15 protein-coding genes and 1 riboswitch are annotated in these 14,732 nt (G+C 65.2%); of the genes, 6 read left to right on the top strand and 9 right to left on the bottom strand.

Annotated features, from left to right (window positions below):
* Nucleotides 1-111: 111 nt before the first annotated feature.
* Nucleotides 112-1,029, bottom strand: coding sequence for an SH3 domain-containing protein (locus AC1DPF_RS14250; RefSeq protein ID WP_477962022.1), 918 nt, complete (start codon nt 1,027-1,029; stop codon nt 112-114).
* A 202-nt stretch (nt 1,030-1,231) separates the two neighbouring features.
* Between AC1DPF_RS14250 and lepA the strand changes: the two genes are divergently transcribed.
* Nucleotides 1,232-3,043, top strand: coding sequence for a translation elongation factor 4 (gene lepA / locus AC1DPF_RS14245; protein WP_477871494.1), 1,812 nt, complete (start codon nt 1,232-1,234; stop codon nt 3,041-3,043).
* Between the two features lie 8 nt (nt 3,044-3,051).
* Nucleotides 3,052-4,035, top strand: a complete 984-nt coding sequence (locus tag AC1DPF_RS14240; protein WP_477962020.1) for a glycosyl transferase family 90 — start codon at nt 3,052-3,054, stop codon at nt 4,033-4,035.
* A gap of 245 nt (nt 4,036-4,280) precedes the next feature.
* Here the strand turns inward: AC1DPF_RS14240 and AC1DPF_RS14235 are convergent, their stop codons facing one another.
* The 5 genes from AC1DPF_RS14235 to AC1DPF_RS14215 all read right to left on the bottom strand — a co-directional run bounded on the left by AC1DPF_RS14235 (nt 4,281) and on the right by AC1DPF_RS14215 (nt 6,617).
* Nucleotides 4,281-4,514 carry a DUF6961 family protein gene (locus AC1DPF_RS14235; RefSeq protein ID WP_477871490.1) on the bottom strand — a complete coding sequence of 78 codons (234 nt, stop codon included), beginning with the start codon at nt 4,512-4,514 and terminating at the stop codon, nt 4,281-4,283.
* A gap of 3 nt (nt 4,515-4,517) precedes the next feature.
* Nucleotides 4,518-5,066, bottom strand: coding sequence for a JAB domain-containing protein (locus tag AC1DPF_RS14230; RefSeq protein ID WP_477871488.1), 549 nt, complete (start codon nt 5,064-5,066; stop codon nt 4,518-4,520).
* 32 nt (nt 5,067-5,098) lie between these two features.
* Nucleotides 5,099-5,545 (bottom strand): hypothetical protein, encoded by a 447-nt coding sequence (locus AC1DPF_RS14225; protein WP_477871486.1) that lies wholly within the window; start codon nt 5,543-5,545, stop codon nt 5,099-5,101.
* A 73-nt stretch (nt 5,546-5,618) separates the two neighbouring features.
* Nucleotides 5,619-5,987, bottom strand: coding sequence for a hypothetical protein (locus AC1DPF_RS14220; RefSeq protein ID WP_477871484.1), 369 nt, complete (start codon nt 5,985-5,987; stop codon nt 5,619-5,621).
* Nucleotides 5,988-6,065: 78 nt separating this feature from the next.
* Complete coding sequence (locus tag AC1DPF_RS14215) at nt 6,066-6,617, bottom strand: helix-turn-helix domain-containing protein (protein WP_477871482.1); 552 nt, start codon at nt 6,615-6,617, stop codon at nt 6,066-6,068.
* Between the two features lie 171 nt (nt 6,618-6,788).
* On the opposite strand from AC1DPF_RS14215, the gene AC1DPF_RS14210 reads away from it, so the two are divergent.
* The 3 genes from AC1DPF_RS14210 to AC1DPF_RS14200 are packed head-to-tail and all read left to right on the top strand — an operon-like array spanning nt 6,789 to nt 10,071.
* A complete protein-coding gene (locus AC1DPF_RS14210; RefSeq protein WP_477871480.1) occupies nt 6,789-7,940 on the top strand; it encodes a Gfo/Idh/MocA family protein in 1,152 nt (383 codons plus the stop codon).
* Nucleotides 7,940-8,854 carry a Gfo/Idh/MocA family protein gene (locus AC1DPF_RS14205; RefSeq protein ID WP_477871478.1) on the top strand — a complete coding sequence of 305 codons (915 nt, stop codon included), beginning with the start codon at nt 7,940-7,942 and terminating at the stop codon, nt 8,852-8,854. Before AC1DPF_RS14210 ends, AC1DPF_RS14205 begins: the two co-directional genes overlap by 1 nt.
* The gene (locus AC1DPF_RS14200; RefSeq protein ID WP_477871476.1) at nt 8,851-10,071 is read left to right on the top strand and encodes a glycosyltransferase family 4 protein; all 1,221 of its coding nucleotides are present in this window, start codon (nt 8,851-8,853) and stop codon (nt 10,069-10,071) included. The genes AC1DPF_RS14205 and AC1DPF_RS14200 overlap by 4 nt, the downstream gene beginning before the upstream one ends.
* 22 nt (nt 10,072-10,093) lie before the next feature.
* On the opposite strand, the gene AC1DPF_RS14195 is transcribed toward AC1DPF_RS14200, so the two are convergent.
* Nucleotides 10,094-10,366, bottom strand: a complete 273-nt coding sequence (locus AC1DPF_RS14195) for a hypothetical protein (RefSeq protein ID WP_477871474.1) — start codon at nt 10,364-10,366, stop codon at nt 10,094-10,096.
* 83 nt (nt 10,367-10,449) lie between these two features.
* Nucleotides 10,450-10,818 (bottom strand): response regulator, encoded by a 369-nt coding sequence (locus AC1DPF_RS14190; protein ID WP_477871472.1) that lies wholly within the window; start codon nt 10,816-10,818, stop codon nt 10,450-10,452.
* Nucleotides 10,819-11,353: 535 nt separating this feature from the next.
* Between AC1DPF_RS14190 and AC1DPF_RS14185 the strand changes: the two genes are divergently transcribed.
* Nucleotides 11,354-11,983: a response regulator transcription factor gene (locus AC1DPF_RS14185; protein WP_477871470.1), complete on the top strand. Its 630-nt coding sequence runs from the start codon at nt 11,354-11,356 to the stop codon at nt 11,981-11,983.
* A gap of 330 nt (nt 11,984-12,313) precedes the next feature.
* Here the strand turns inward: AC1DPF_RS14185 and AC1DPF_RS14180 are convergent, their stop codons facing one another.
* Entirely contained in the window at nt 12,314-14,194 is a 1,881-nt protein-coding gene (locus tag AC1DPF_RS14180; protein WP_477962018.1) for a TonB-dependent receptor plug domain-containing protein, read from the bottom strand.
* A gap of 135 nt (nt 14,195-14,329) precedes the next feature.
* Nucleotides 14,330-14,535: riboswitch (cobalamin riboswitch) on the bottom strand.
* Nucleotides 14,536-14,732: the final 197 nt, after the last annotated feature.

The raw sequence follows: 14,732 nt of genomic DNA, 5'->3' as shown, positions 1-14,732 counted from the left end.
TGGGGTCGATGCTGTCAATTGCAAGCGCAGCGCGCGGCGCGCCCATCACCTATCCGTAGAGATGCGCACGCGCCGGAGTCGGGCCTTTCGGCGGCCCACTCCGGCGCGGCTTCATCGCAGATCTTCGACCGATACCCAGCCCTTGCTGCCATAGGCATCGTTCACCTCGACGAACAGGCCTTGGCGAACACCCGTCGGCTTCAGCACCGTGCCGCTGCGCAGAGCCCGCACCGCCTGGCCGATCGCGGGCTGGGCGTAGAGCTTCGTGTCGACCGCGGTGGTGTAGGCCGGAGTCGTCGATACCGGCATGGCGCCGGCGGGCTTCACGCTGACCAGCGCCGCCCGCTGTGCGACGACGGCGTTGAACGCGACCACGAAGGCGCTCGCCAGCATCTGCCCGTCCTTCGAGGTGGCGTAGCCGCTGCCGACATAATCGCCATAGCCGCGGGCAATGATGTTCGCGCGGGCGGCGTCGGCATAGGGATTGCCGCCGAAGCCACCGAGACCGCCGATCGAGACCTGGGTCTTGCTCTGCTCACCCGATCCGTTGACGATCGTCTGGCCGGTCGCCGGGTTGATCACGCGCAGGCCGGCGGCCACCGTCTTCTTCTTGCCGCCGAAGCCGCCCAGCATGCCGAGCGCCTGGCCTCCAAAGGGGATGCCGCCCATCATCCGGCCGGCGGCGCCCGAGCGGACCAGGCCCTCGGTCAGCGCGGTCTGGGCGAGCCCGATGCCCTTGTCGACCTCCTCCTTGTCGCCGGCGATGGCGTTGACGAGGAAATCGGCGGGCGCGCCGCTGCCGTTCGCCTGCAGCGTGAAGCAGCCGCTCTGCACCGCCATCGCCGCGATCAGGTCGCGCGGGCTGTTCAGCCCATATTTGGTCCAGCCCTGGGTGTCGCCATCGACGACCGCGATGCTGCCGATCGCGGCATCGCATTTCGCCAGCGTCACCGGCGCGTCGGCCGCAAGCGCGGACGTGGCAGAAAGCGCGGCCGCCATCGGCGCCAATATGACGTTCTTCATGATCATGAACCCCCGTTCTTCTCCAGGCCGGAGCATAGGCTCTTCGTTCCCCCGAATCGCATTCCGGCCACGGCCGAGATTATCGAAACGCCCCGCCTTGGCTATGATATAACGCACTGCGGGACAGCGACGGGCGATGGGCTTTTGCGTCGCGCGCGATGCGTTGCTATGGCGCGCGCGGCTTCCTCTCTTCGTGATTGAGATTTTCGTGACCGTTCCGATCGACCGCATCCGCAATTTTTCGATCATCGCCCATATCGACCATGGCAAGTCGACCCTGGCCGACCGCCTGATCCAGCAGACCGGCGGGCTCACCGAGCGCGAGATGTCGGCACAGGTGCTCGACAATATGGACATCGAGAAGGAGCGCGGGATCACCATCAAGGCGCAGACCGTGCGCCTCGATTACACCGCGAAGGACGGCAAGACCTATGTCCTGAACCTGATGGACACGCCCGGCCATGTCGACTTCGCCTATGAAGTGTCGCGCAGCCTGGCCGCCTGCGAGGGCGCGCTCCTGGTGGTCGACGCCGCGCAGGGCGTCGAGGCGCAGACGCTTGCCAATGTCTATCAGTCGATCGAGCATGATCATGAGATCGTGCCGGTGATCAACAAGATCGACCTGCCCGCCGCCGAACCCGACAAGGTGAAGAAGGAGATCGAGGACATCATCGGCCTGCCCGCCGACGATGCGGTGCTCGCCAGCGCCAAGTCCGGCATCGGCATCGTCGAGGTGCTCGAGGCGATCGTCACCCGCATCCCGCCGCCCAAGGGCGACCGCGAGGCGCCGCTGAAGGCGATGCTGGTCGACAGCTGGTACGATCCCTATCTGGGAGTGGTCATCCTGGTGCGCGTCGTCGAAGGCGTGCTCAGGAAGGGCCAGCAGATCAAGTTCATGCAGCATGGCACGCTGCACCTCGTCGACCGGGTCGCGTGCATGCGTCCCAAGCTGGAGCAGCTCAGCGAACTAGCGGCAGGCGAGATCGGCATCATCACCGCGCAGATCAAGGAGGTCAGCCAGACCCGGGTCGGCGACACGATCACCGACGCCAAGAAGCCGACCGCCGAGGCGCTGCCCGGCTTCAAGGAAGTCCAGCCGGTGGTGTTCTGCGGCCTGTTCCCGGTCGACGCCGCCGATTTCGAGAAATTGCGCGACAGCCTCTACAAGCTGCGGCTCAACGACGCGTCGTTCAGCTTCGAGGCCGAATCCTCGGCGGCGCTGGGCTTCGGCTTCCGCTGCGGTTTCCTGGGGCTGCTCCACCTCGAGATCATCCAGGAGCGGCTGACCCGCGAATATGACCTCGACCTGATCACCACAGCGCCATCGGTGGTGTACCGGATCAAGCTCGCGCACGGCAAAGGCGAGATCGAGCTGCACAACCCCGCCGACATGCCTGACATCATGCAGATCGCTGCTATCGAGGAGCCGTGGATCGAAGCGACGATCTATGTGCCCGACGAATATCTCGGTTCGCTGCTGAAGCTGTGCCAGGACCGGCGCGGCATCCAGAAGAACCTTACCTATGTCGGCGGCCGCGCGCAGATCACCTACGAGCTGCCGCTGAACGAGGTGGTGTTCGACTTCTACGACCGGCTCAAGTCGATCAGCCGCGGCTATGCGAGCTTCGACTATCACCAGATCGGCTATCGCGAGGGCGACCTCGTCAAGATGACGATCATGGTCAACAGCGAACCGGTCGACGCGCTGAGCATGATCGTCCATCGCGGCACTGCCGAATCGCGCGGCCGCGGTATGTGCGAGCGGCTGAAGGACCTGATCCCGCGCCACCTGTTCAAGATCCCGGTTCAGGCCGCGATCGGCGGCAAGGTGATCGCCCGCGAGACGATCGCGGCGATGCGCAAGGATGTGACCGCCAAATGCTATGGCGGCGATGCCAGCCGCAAGCGCAAGCTGCTCGACAAGCAGAAGGAGGGCAAGAAGCGGATGCGCGAATATGGCAGCGTCAGCATCCCGCAGGAGGCCTTCATCGCCGCGCTCAGGATGGGGGACGAGGGCTGAGCAGGCGCATGGAGGACCAAATCCTCCATTGGGCGGCGCTTGAGTTCGCGCCTTGGCGGGGCGTGCGGCTGGATGGCTTGGCGCGGCGCCAGCGCAGTATTGCAGCAGCCTCGCCGTCGATCTTCCTGTTCCATGCCGCAGATAGACAGGTCGCTTTCGAAGCCAAGCCCGGCGCGGATCCGCTCCATCTGCAGCGCGCGGAGCTTTATCGGGCCTTTTTCGAGCGCACGATCCGCGATTTCGCGGTCGACGCGCGGGGAAGTTTTCTGATCGGCGTGCACGACCGCGGCCATTCTCGTTATGACGTTCCCGTGTTCGAATATCAGAAGCAGCGCGGCGCTGACACGATGCTGCTGCCGGACGTAGATTTGCTCGCGATGGGCTTCCTGGCGGATGAGTGTTTTGAGGACGGGGTTGCCTTTGCAGACAAGAAGGACGAGGCGATCTTCGTCGGATCGACCACTGGCGGGATCATTTCCGCCGCCACCGTCCACACGCTGGAGCATCCGAGGCTGCGGGCCGCAGTATATTTCAAGGATAAGCCCGGCATAACTTTCGAGTTGCCGGTGATCGTCCAGTGCGACTCCCCCGAAACGGAAGCGTTGGTCGCGGCGCTGGACGTTGGTGGCCGCCGCCGAACCTGGGCCGAGCAGTTTTGCTACAAATATCTGCTGTCCATCGACGGCAACGGCGCCAACTGCTCGCGCGTCGCGCTGGCGCTGCGCAGCCACTCGCTGCTCGTCAAATATAACTCGCCCTGGCAGCTATTCTATTTCCACGGGCTCGAGGCTTGGCACCACTATCTGCCGGTGCGGCGCGACGATGACGTGGTGGCGATCCTCGGACGCGGGGAGGACACGGCGGCCCGGGATGCCACGATCGTTGCCAATGCAAACGCCTTTGCGAGGGAGTATATCTCGGAGCAGTCCTGCCAGCGCTTCACCGCCGACTTGCTCCGCCAATATTTCGCGCAGTTCGACAGCCTCGCCTGAACAGATATCAAGCGGCTATATCAAGAATTTCACGGGCCCGGCGGCAGCATCGCTCCGCAAAGCCGGTGTCACCCTCCAGGTCGGGCGGCGGACCACAACGCCCCTTGTCGATCCGCCGCCCCTTGGCGGGGGGCTGGAAGTCTCCTCCCTGTGTGTCCCCGGCCGGCTGGATCGGGGGGAGGACAGCCGACCGGGTACTTGTTCCGGCTTGCGCCGATTCCGCTATGACGGTGCCCGCGCCGCCTTCAGTGGCGGCTGCGGGGGATATGCTCGCGCGGCAAGCGGAGTCGCTCGATTTCCGAGGCCACCGCTTTCCACAGGCCGACGCCGTAGCTGTCGCCATCGCGGATCAGGACGCCGATGCGGCTGGCGACATAGCTGTCGGTCTGGTCGCCGAAATCGTCGATCACGCGTCTTGCGAAGTCCCGGATCATGCTGGTCTCCATCACGCTGCTACTCTTCTTCTCCGACTGGGACATGCCCTAGATCAATCCTTCCGCACGCAGGCTGCGCCAGCCGGTGCGCGCGACGATGAGGTGGTCATGGACGGCGATCTCCAGCGGGCGCGCTGCTGCGACGAGATGTGCCGTCGCCTTGACGTCGGCCTGGCAGGGTGTCGGATCGCCCGACGGATGATTGTGGACGATGATCAGCGCCGTTGCCCCGATCTCCAGCGAGCGCTTCAATATCTCCCGTGGGTAGAGCGGCGCCTGGTTCACCGTACCGCGCGCCATGACCTCGTCGCGCAACAGGCGGTTGGTCGAGTTCAGGAACAGCACCCGCAGATGCTCGATGTTGTTATAGGCCATGCTCGCGAACAGATAATTGGTGAGCGCTTCCGAGGTGGAGAGGATCGGGCTCTGGCCGAGCTCGGTCCGCAGCGAATGCAGCATCGCCACCCGTACGGCCAGCAGGAAGCTCACCACCTGGGGGTCTTCCGGCAGGCAGGCGTGCAGGGCGCCCTGCTCGGCGGCGAGGATCGCCGGCATGCTGCCGAACTCGTCGAGCAACTCGTCGACGATGGCGCCCATGTGGGGCACGCCGAGCGGTTGCAGCAGGTCTTCTAATATCGCGCGGCATTGCCCCTGGTTGGAAGGGAAGCCTGGCGCCGCCGGTGATTCGACGTACCGATCGCTATGCCCGCGAGCATCGGATAGGCCCAGAATTCCTGCGCGCTCGCGTAGGCCAGCGACGCCACCGAAGGATCTGCGAGGCTTGCCACATGGATGGTCACTGCGATCAAATGGAAGGATGTTACCCATATCGGCCAATATCGATCACTATAGAGTGTCAGGTTGACGAACGCCGCGAGCACCAGGAGATCTATGATGAAGATGCCGAGCTCGGGCGACTGCCATTCCTGGTGGGATGCCATGACCAGCGACAGGATCGATCCTGCCACCATGATCGCGGCGCCTGCCCGCTCGGGCCAGCCTCCGATCCATCCCGCGTAGGAAGAGACCGAGACGAGCGCGAGCAGATAGATCAGCTGATATAGGAAGGGAGGCATGCCGGGACCGGATCATGAACTGGTGCTCCGATCAAGCATTAGGTGAACGACCGCCCTGCCTATTCGACGAACGTCAGGCCGCGACGCTCGCCACCTCGGTGAGGTGGGTAACCTGCGCCTGTGCCGGTGGCTTGGGGACGAGGCCGCCGAGCGAAACCGTCCGCAGGCCGATCTGGTCCTTGGTGACGGCAAGTTCGCGGTGGCTGGCGATCATCTGCGCCCGGGCCCGAACCAGCGCCGAGAAGCTCTCGGCGGCATATTCAAGGGCTTCCTGGCCGGTTTCGCAGGGCAGCTCGGCTTCGACGCGTGCGGTGGGGAGGAAGCCGGTCAGATCGGCGGTGCGGGCGATGGCGATATCGATGGCGTGTTCAGCCGCCATCAGGCGATCGGCTACATCCTGCGCAACTTCGCGACGCTTCATGATGGTCATGCGATTGAACATGTGAGTCTCCCTTCGCGCGGCCACCCTTGGGGCCAGCGCGTCCCTGCTGGACGATGCTGTGAAAACTAGATGAGCGCCTTAGGCTAGAAAGAGCCGCCTCAGCGCATCGATACCGGCGAGAAGGCCGCCGAAGGCCAGGGCCGAGGCTATAGCGATCGAAACGATCCAGCCCAGCCGCTGCACGATATTTAGGTCATTGCGCTCCCTTCCCGGCGTTGGGAAAGGCAGATTGACGAAGCCGCCGCTGGCGAAGGCGGGGGTTCGGAACGCGATTTGTTCCTCCCGTACCGCAGTGCCTTGAAAGCCGGTGTCACCCTGCCGAACCCCCTGAATGTCGGACAACCCGACAGTGGCAGGGACTGGCGCCGGAGCAACATGCGGCGATTGATATATGGCTGATTGATATGGAGTCGGGCTCTCGTATTTCGCGAGGATTCGTGCCGCTTCGAAGCGGTTTGCGACCCCCAAGGCCTGGATCGCCATGCGCAGCCGCTGGTCGACCGTATGGGGGGAAATCCCCAGTTCCCGGGCGATATCCTTGGACGAAAGATGCATCAATACCATGCGCAGGCAGGTGCGCTGCGCCTCGGTGAGTTTCTGGATGCGATCCGATTCCATGGCGTCGTTCATATCGCCAAACCTCGACTGTGTAAAATCCGGTACTACCGCACTGATATGCCTCTTTTTCGCCGCAGCGGTCCCAACGTGCCGTCACGGCACCTAGTTTACGGCATCGTAACCGTTTTTGGGGCGCGATTCGCCGCTCGATCGCGCGGCACCAGGCATTGCGGTGACGGCGCCATGACCCTAGACTCCGTGAATATGGCAGGGGGGGACCATCGCGGAGCGGCGCGAATCGCGATTGTCGGGACGGGCTATGTCGCCGATCTCTACATGCCGTCGCTGCGCAGCTTTCCCGGGCTCGAGATCGTCGGCGCGTGGGACATCGATCCGCAGCGGCTTTCAGCCTTTGCAGGGCGGTGGAAGCTTCCTGCGGCCGCGAGCTTCGAGGCGCTGGCGGCGCGCCGGCCCGATATCCTGCTCAACCTCACCAATCCGCACGCGCATGCGATCGTGACGGCTGCCGCGCTCGACGCCGGCATCCATGTCTGGTGTGAAAAGCCGCTCGCCCTGTCGATGGCCGAAGCGGAGGACCTGGTCGCGCGAGCGGCGGCGCGGGGCCTGCATCTCGCCTCGGCGCCGTGCAGCCTGCTCGGCCAGGCCGCGCAGACCGCTTGGGGCGCGCTGCGGGCGGGACGGATCGGGAAGCCGAGGCTCGCCTATGCCGAGCTCGACGATGATTTCCTGCCGGCGTCGCCCTATCGCAGCTGGCGCTCGGCCAGCGGCGCGCCCTGGCCGGCCGCGGACGAGTTCGCCACCGGCTGCACGCTCGAACATGCCGGTTATTATCTCGGCTGGCTGATGGCGATGTTCGGCCCGGTGCGCCGGCTGGTCGCCGGATCGGCGCGGGTGCTCGACACGGCACAGACGGGGGCAGGGCACCACACGCCGGATTATAGCTCGGCCAGCCTGTTCTTCGATGACATGGTGGCGCGGTTGACCTGCTCGATCGTCGCCCGCCATGATCACCGGCTGCGCATCTTCGGCGACGATGGCGTGCTCGAGATCGACGAAGCCTGGGCCAATGGCGCGGCGGTGCGGGTGCGCCGGCGCCATGTGATCCGGCGGCGGCTGATCAACAGCCCATTCGCGACCCGGGTTCGACCGTCCGGTTCGGGTCACCCGATGGTCGGGCGGCGCGGCGCGGCCTCGATGAACTTCGCGCTCGGCGTGGCCGAGATGGCGCGCGCGATCGCACAAGGGGCCACGCCCCGGCTGGCTGGGGATTTCGCGCTTCACCTGACCGAGGTTTCGCTCGCGATGCAGGCGGGCGGCGAGCAGGAGATGCGCACCGGCTTCGCACCGATGGCGCCGATGGACTGGGGAGGCTGATGCCGCCGGTGCGCTTTGCCGTGCAGGGCCGCGGCCGGATGGCGGCGACGATGCGGGGGTTGATCGGCGATGCCGGCGAAGATGCGGCCGACGCCGTCTATATAGCCGGGCGCAACCGCGATCATGCGGCCCGGTCGATCGCGGCGCTCGAAGCCGGCAAGGCAGTGCTGTGCGAGAAGCCCTTCGCCATGAGCGTCGGCGAGGCCGAGCAGGTCGTGGCGTTGTCGCGGCAAAAGGGCCTCCTCTATATGGAGGCGGTCCCGACGCCCTTCCTGCCGGCGGTCGCTGCGGCGCTGGAGGTCGCCCGGTCGGGGCGGCTGGGCAGGCTTCGCAAACTCGAAGCCAGCTTCGGCTACCCGATTTCGAGGGCGTCCCACCCGCGCCTGTTCGAGGGCGATGGCGGCGTCCTGGCCGATCGCGCGGTCTATCCGCTGTTGCTGGCGCTGATCGCGCTGGGGCCGGTCGAGCGCGGCGAGGCGACCGTCGAGCGCGATGCCCAGGGCGTCGACGTCGCCGCGCGCTTCGCCTTGCACCATGCCAGTGGCAGCCGGTCGGATCTTGCCATTTCGTTCGGCATGCTGCTCGACAACAGCCTGTGGATCGCCGGTGATGCCGGTGCGGTCGAAGTAGCGCCGCCACTGCTGAGCGCGCAACGCTTCAACGTCCTGCCGATGCGGCGACCGGCACCGTCCCGCCGCTGGCGCCGGTTTCGGCAGAATCCGGCGGTCGGGCGGCTCTGCGACATCGCCGGCCGCTTCGGCGGTGGCTGGCTTCCCCATGCGGGCGCGATCCATATGCATTTGGTCGAGCATTTCTCGGCGCTGGTCCGCGCGGGCGCCGTGGAGAGCCCGGTCGTCACCCATGAGCGCATGCTCGCGGTCGTGCGCCTGATCGAGCAGGCGCGGCGCGAATGAAGCTCGCCTATCTCCTCAACAGCTATCCGATGACCAGCACGACCTTCATCCGGCGCGAGATCGCCGCGATCGAGAGGGCAGGGGTGCCGGTCAAGCGCTTCGCGGTGCGCGCCTGGTCCGAACAGCTGGTCGATCCGCACGACATCGAGGAGCGCGGCCGCACCGAATATCTGCTGACCGGCAAGGCGGTGCGGCTGGTCGCCGGCATGGCCTGCTACGCCGCCGTCCATCCGCGCGCTTTCGGGAAGGCGTTTCGAGCGGCCGGCGCGATGCGCCGCGCGGCGGGTGGCGGCTTCGTCCGTCATGCCGCCTATCTCGCGCAGGCGATCCGGCTGACGCGGCGCTGCGCCGCTCTCGGCATCGATCATCTCCACGCCCATTTCTCGACCAACGCCGCGGCCGTGGCGATGTTGTGCCGCCTGCTCGGCGGGCCGGGCTACAGCTTCACGGTCCACGGCCCGGACGAACTCGAGAATTTCGCCGCCAACAGCCTCACCAAGAAGGTCGAGCATGCCGCCGCCGTGGTCGCGATCAGCGGCTATTGCCGCGACCGGCTGCGCCGCGAACTGCCCGAGCGGTTATGGAGCCGCATCAGCGTGATAGCCTGCGGCCTCGACCTGCTGGACTATCCCGTGACGCCCGGCCCGCCGTCGATCAGCGATCAGCTTCTCAGCGTCGGTCGGCTCTGTCCGCAAAAGGGGCAGGTCGAAATTCCCGCGGCGGTCGCGGCGGTGGCGGAGGATCATCCTGGCCTGTCGGTGATGCTGATCGGCGATGGCGAAAGCCGGGCCGCGGTGGAGAACCAGATCGCGAGCACCGGCACCCGCGGCCGAATCGCGCTGCTCGGCTGGCGCAGCAATGCCGAGGTGCTCCGCCGGATCGGCGAGGCCAGGGCGCTGCTGCTGCCCAGCCACGCCGAAGGCTTGCCGATCGCGATCATGGAGGCGTTCGCGATGGGCCGCCCGGTGATCACGACCAGCATCGCCGCCATCCCCGAGCTGGTCGACGCGCGATGCGGCTGGCTGGTTGCGCCGGGCGACGCCAAGGGGCTTGTGGCGGCGATCCGGTCGGCGATGGACGCCAGCCCCGCCGCGCTGGCGGACATGGGCCGGGAGGGGCGCAGGCGCGTCGAAGCGCGGCACGACATCGCCAGGATCGCACCGCAGCTGATTGCACTGTTCGAGGGCGCCGGCCGCGATTTCCAGGTCGTCAGGTGATTCCACCTGACTGGAAAACGCTTTATGCGGCGGCGACCAGCACGGCGAGGCGCGCGGCGATGCTGTCGAGCGGTGCGGCGTGGGTGGCGGCGTGCCGGTCTTCGGCGCGCAGGATCGCCGCGATCGAGGCGCAGCGCTGGCCGACATGGTCGAGCGCCTGGAGATGGGTGATGTGGCGCGCCGTAACGTCGCTATCGCAGATGAGCGCGACGCCGAGCGCCTCCAGCTGCTCGCGTGCCGTCTCGAGTTCTTCGGCGAGCATCGCAAGCAAGGCGTCCTGACTGATCGAGGTCATCGAGCGGTTCCTCCGTCAGAGGGTGTCGGCAATGCGGCGGCGATGATCCAGCGGCGTGCCGGTGGCGGTCGGGCTGCGCCGCGTCAATGCGTTGCCTCGCGGATCGCCGAGACGAGCTGTGCCGGATCGAAGGGCTTGACGATCCAGCCCTCGACCCCCGCATGGGTGGCGCGCGCCATCTTCTCCGCCGAGTTCTCGGTGGTGAGCACGAGGATGGGCATGTCGCTGTGGGGCCCCTGGCTGCGAACCGTCTCGACCAGATCGAAGCCGTCCATGCGCGGCATGTTGATATCGGTGATCATCAGGTCGGGCCGTGCATTGGCGGCGAGCCATTCGAGCGCGGCCCTCCCATCCTCGGCTTCGGCGACGGCATAGCCCTGTCCGGTCAAGGCGAAACGCAACAGCATCCGGATGCTGGGGGAGTCGTCCACCGTCAATATCGTCTTGCACACGTGCGTCTTCCCGTTGCCAGGCATCGCAGCCCATAAGCAGAGCTACGCGAAAACCCGTTAACGGCGCGTTTCCATGACGGCCGGGCCACAGGAAAAGCTCCTGAGCATTGGCGAGCGCGCGGGTGGGGCGATGTCGCGCTCGCAGCAAGAGCCCGGGGCGGCCGATCTCACACTGCAAGGAAAAGACCCGCAAATGCCGTAGATATCCGGCTTATATGGGCAATGATTATAATATAATTTCTCTGTTTGATGCCGATGGCATCCAATATAACAATCAAAACAGTTATGATGGACATAGGTCGCGTTGGCGGACGATCATCTACTTGCAACGCTATCGGAGATACCGTCCTCCAACTGGCCTTCGTTCAGGAAAAGCTTTCCCTCCTCATGGGGCCGAACAACGAAAAGAAGAAAGTTTCGGCAGGGATATGATCTTTTTCCGATTTTGTTGTTGCGCTCTCGATATTTCAAGGTAACTCTCTAGAAAGACAGGGGTTTTAATCGAGGATCGGGCACGAATGACCGCGGATACGCCGTGACGGCACACCGGATTGTCTACGTCCTCGACGATGAGGCGGTGGTCAGGGCGTCCGTCGTCAGCCTGATCCAGGCGCATGGCGGATATGAATGCCGCGAATATCGCAGTGGCCATGCCTTCATCGAGGCGCTGGACACGCTGCAGCCAGGCTGTGTTGTGCTCGACCTGCAGCTGGACGGTGTCAGCGCCGACGCGGCGATGCAGGCGCTGTCCCAACGCGTCGACCGGTTTCGCATGATCGTCGTGAGCGGCTGCGGCGATCTTGGTGCCGCGGTCGAGGCGTTCCGGGCGAGCGCCGTCGATTTCCTGCACAAGCCGCACGAAATGCGGCCGTTGCTCGATGCCCTCGCCCGTGGCTTCCACCTGCTCGAACGCGGGGTCGAGCCGTCGGACCTGGTGGCTGAAGCGAAAGCGCGGATCGCCAGCCTCAGCGCTGTCGAGGCGGAGATATTGGCGGGGCTGATCGCAGGCGAGACCAACCAGGAAATGGCGCGCGCCATGAACCTGGACCCGCGCGCCGTCCAAATACACCGCGCCCGGGCGCTGGCGGCACTCGATGCGCCGTCGATTCTCGCCGCGATGCGGACGGCGGCGATCGCCGCCTGGCCCGAGACGGCCGCAGCCTGAGTGACGGCAAACGGATTCTAGAGTGATTCGAGCCGGATGGAATCACCTGACGACCCGGAAATCACGGCAGCACAAGGAGAAATGGACTCGATCCGGTTCAATTCGAACGGGATCGAGTCCAGGGCGGATCGATACCGGGTAGGGGCTTTCCCGGATAGTAGATCCACGCAATGCGAGCGCCTGCTGCCAACTCCTATGCTACGGATGCTGCGTCGGCATCTGCGGCCAGGCTGTTCCTCCCCCCCATTCGGAGCAGCCCCGTGACATCATATCCGCTCGACGTGGCTGACAGGACCGGCAGCATCCCCCGCTGCCGGCCCTGTCATCCTGTCAGTAGCGGAGCCGTACTCCGCCATAAGCGGCGCGCCCGCGCTGGCCATAGCCGGTGGCCGTTTCATACTGTTCGTCGAACAGGTTTTCGACCCGCGCGAACAGCTCGACCGCCTCTGTGATCGGCATGGTGGCGCGCACGTCGACCAGCACATAGTCGCCGAGCCTGCGCGTGTTCGCGGCATTGTCGAAGCTCTTGGCGACATGGGTGATCGTCGCTCCCGTCTTCAGCCCGAACGACCAGTCATAGTCGGCGGCGACATTGACGCTCTGCCGCGGCCGGCGCGCCAGCTGCTTGCCGAAATTGGGATCGCTGCGTTCCCGGTTGCGGGCATTGGTGAAGCTGTAATTGGCGGTCACCAGAAAATTGGTGGCCGGTGCGATCCGCAGTTCCAGCTCGACGCCCTCGGCATGCGCGCGCGCGATATTGGCATAGGTGAAGGTGCCGAGATCGAAGTCGATCTGGCTCGTGACCCGACGGTTGAACCAGGTCGCGCTGACCGCCAGGCTGTCGCCGATCAGCGACTGGCTGATTCCGGCGTCCCAGCCCTTGGCCTTTTCCGGCTGGAGATCAAGGAAGCCATAGTCGCCGTAGAGTTGATAGAGCGATGGGGCCTTGAAGCCTTCGCCATAGCTGGCCCGGATCGTGGTCCGGCCGCTATTGGGACTGTAGGCGATGTCGGCGCTCATCGTGGTGGCATGGCCGAAACCGCTGTGATCGTCGTACCGGACACCTGCGCCGAGATTGAGACCTTTGACTGGTCGGGCATGGAGGTCGAGATAAACGCTGTCAGTATTGGCCTTCGCGACCGCACGCATGGGCGCTGGCTGGAACGAATAGTCACTAATAGTGCGGAAGCGCTCCTGTTCATGCTCGGCGCCGAAAGTCGCCTCGGCAATGCCGAGATCAGCAACGCCTTGATATTCGAAGCGCAGGTTGCGACCCCGCGCATCGAAGTTCTTCGGACGTGTCGCCGCGAGATCATAGGTGGCTCTGTCGACCAGCGTATAGGCAGCGGCGAGGCGGTTTTTCAGCCGCCCGTCGAAAAGCGCTGTGTTGAGCCCGGCATAACCTACCGCTTGCTGCTGGCGTTGATATTCCGCCGTATCGCCGAAGCTGAAATCGGGCAGGAGGCCGTCGAGGTCGACCTTGCTCTTGGTATAATAGCCGCGCAGGTCGATCGACACGGCGTCGCTGATCTTCGTGACGGTCTTCAGGTTTGCGCCGAACAGGTGATAACCGTCGCGCTCGGTGCCGCTGTCGGCCACCGAAATCCCATCGGTCGTCAGATAGCCTGCGCCGGCGCTGAAGCCGACCGGGCCCGCCTTGCCGGCAACCGCACCGCTGACATGGCCATGATCATAGCGGCCATAATCGGCGGTCGCGCGAAAGCTGAGCGCGTCGGTCGGCTCCCGCGTGATGATGTTGACGACGCCGCCGATCGCGCGGCTCCCCCACAGCACCGATTGCGGACCGCGCAGCACTTCGATGCGCTCGAGATTGTCGGTCAGCAGGTCGGCGAAGTTGAACCCGCCGCCCGGCGATGCCGGATCGTTGATCTTGACGCCGTCGACCAGCGCCACCGTCTGCTCGCTCGCCGCGCCGCGGATGAAGATGCTGGTGAAGGCGCCGTCGCCGCCGTTGCTCTGGATGGTCACGCCGGGCATCGTGCGCAGCAGCTCGGCCACGGACAGCGTCTGGCGCTGCTCGATCTCAGGCAGGCCGATCACGCTGATCGACTTGCCGACTTCGGAGATTTTCTGGTCGTAGCGCGCGGCCGTCACCACGATGGTGTCGGCGCTGTCGGCGCTGTCTTCGGCATGGGCGGCGGCGGGCAGAAGCGCCAGTGCCGCGATGAGGCAGGTATTGAACGTCCGCATGGATTTTCCTCCCATGGATCAAGCCAATGGGGTCCTGCGCGGTGGTGATGGAGAACGCCCCCGCCGCGCACGACCTCAGTCGAACGTCGTCACGCGAGGTTTCGCCTCGTTCATGTGGTGCACCCCGCCCGCATGATGGAACGACCGCGACGGGCAGGTTTCCTGGCTCTCGGGTCCCGGCAATCGCCCCGGCCTTCCCAGCCCCCCGAAGGTGGCCAGTGACGCGAATTGGGGCGATCGCTATCCGATCACAGTTGCGGGGGCAGCTTGGGCCGGCGGGGCGAGCCCCGCTTCCAAATTCCCTTTTCCCGTTGCCGGGATCCTGTCGCGTCGGCGCCTCTAGACGCAGCCCGTCCTTTCCGCAAGGATTTGGTTGCGGTGCAGCAACGAGCGGCCTTCAGTGCGGAGATTTGCAAGCGACGAGACAAAGCAGTGCTGAACGCTGCGCGATGAAGTCCGGAAATGCTGCGCGTGATAGCGATCACATGCCATGCAAGTCATTGTGGGATTGATGATTGTCCATGACAATCGATGTAAG

It is taken from the genome of Rhizorhabdus sp. P4_G6 (assembly GCF_056401045.1).
Note: the sequence above shows the minus strand (reverse complement) of the source record. Positions and strands in the feature narration are given on the sequence as shown.

Coding starts and splice junctions, on each gene's coding strand:
- AC1DPF_RS14250 (WP_477962022.1), bottom strand. CDS start 1,029: ATGATCATGAAGAACGTCATATTGGCGCCGATGGCGGCCGCGCTTTCT.
- AC1DPF_RS14240 (WP_477962020.1), top strand. CDS start 3,052: ATGGAGGACCAAATCCTCCATTGGGCGGCGCTTGAGTTCGCGCCTTGG.
- AC1DPF_RS14235 (WP_477871490.1), bottom strand. CDS start 4,514: ATGTCCCAGTCGGAGAAGAAGAGTAGCAGCGTGATGGAGACCAGCATG.
- AC1DPF_RS14230 (WP_477871488.1), bottom strand. CDS start 5,066: ATGGGCGCCATCGTCGACGAGTTGCTCGACGAGTTCGGCAGCATGCCG.
- AC1DPF_RS14225 (WP_477871486.1), bottom strand. CDS start 5,545: ATGCCTCCCTTCCTATATCAGCTGATCTATCTGCTCGCGCTCGTCTCG.
- AC1DPF_RS14220 (WP_477871484.1), bottom strand. CDS start 5,987: ATGTTCAATCGCATGACCATCATGAAGCGTCGCGAAGTTGCGCAGGAT.
- AC1DPF_RS14215 (WP_477871482.1), bottom strand. CDS start 6,617: ATGAACGACGCCATGGAATCGGATCGCATCCAGAAACTCACCGAGGCG.
- AC1DPF_RS14210 (WP_477871480.1), top strand. CDS start 6,789: ATGACCCTAGACTCCGTGAATATGGCAGGGGGGGACCATCGCGGAGCG.
- AC1DPF_RS14205 (WP_477871478.1), top strand. CDS start 7,940: ATGCCGCCGGTGCGCTTTGCCGTGCAGGGCCGCGGCCGGATGGCGGCG.
- AC1DPF_RS14200 (WP_477871476.1), top strand. CDS start 8,851: ATGAAGCTCGCCTATCTCCTCAACAGCTATCCGATGACCAGCACGACC.
- AC1DPF_RS14195 (WP_477871474.1), bottom strand. CDS start 10,366: ATGACCTCGATCAGTCAGGACGCCTTGCTTGCGATGCTCGCCGAAGAA.
- AC1DPF_RS14180 (WP_477962018.1), bottom strand. CDS start 14,194: ATGCGGACGTTCAATACCTGCCTCATCGCGGCACTGGCGCTTCTGCCC.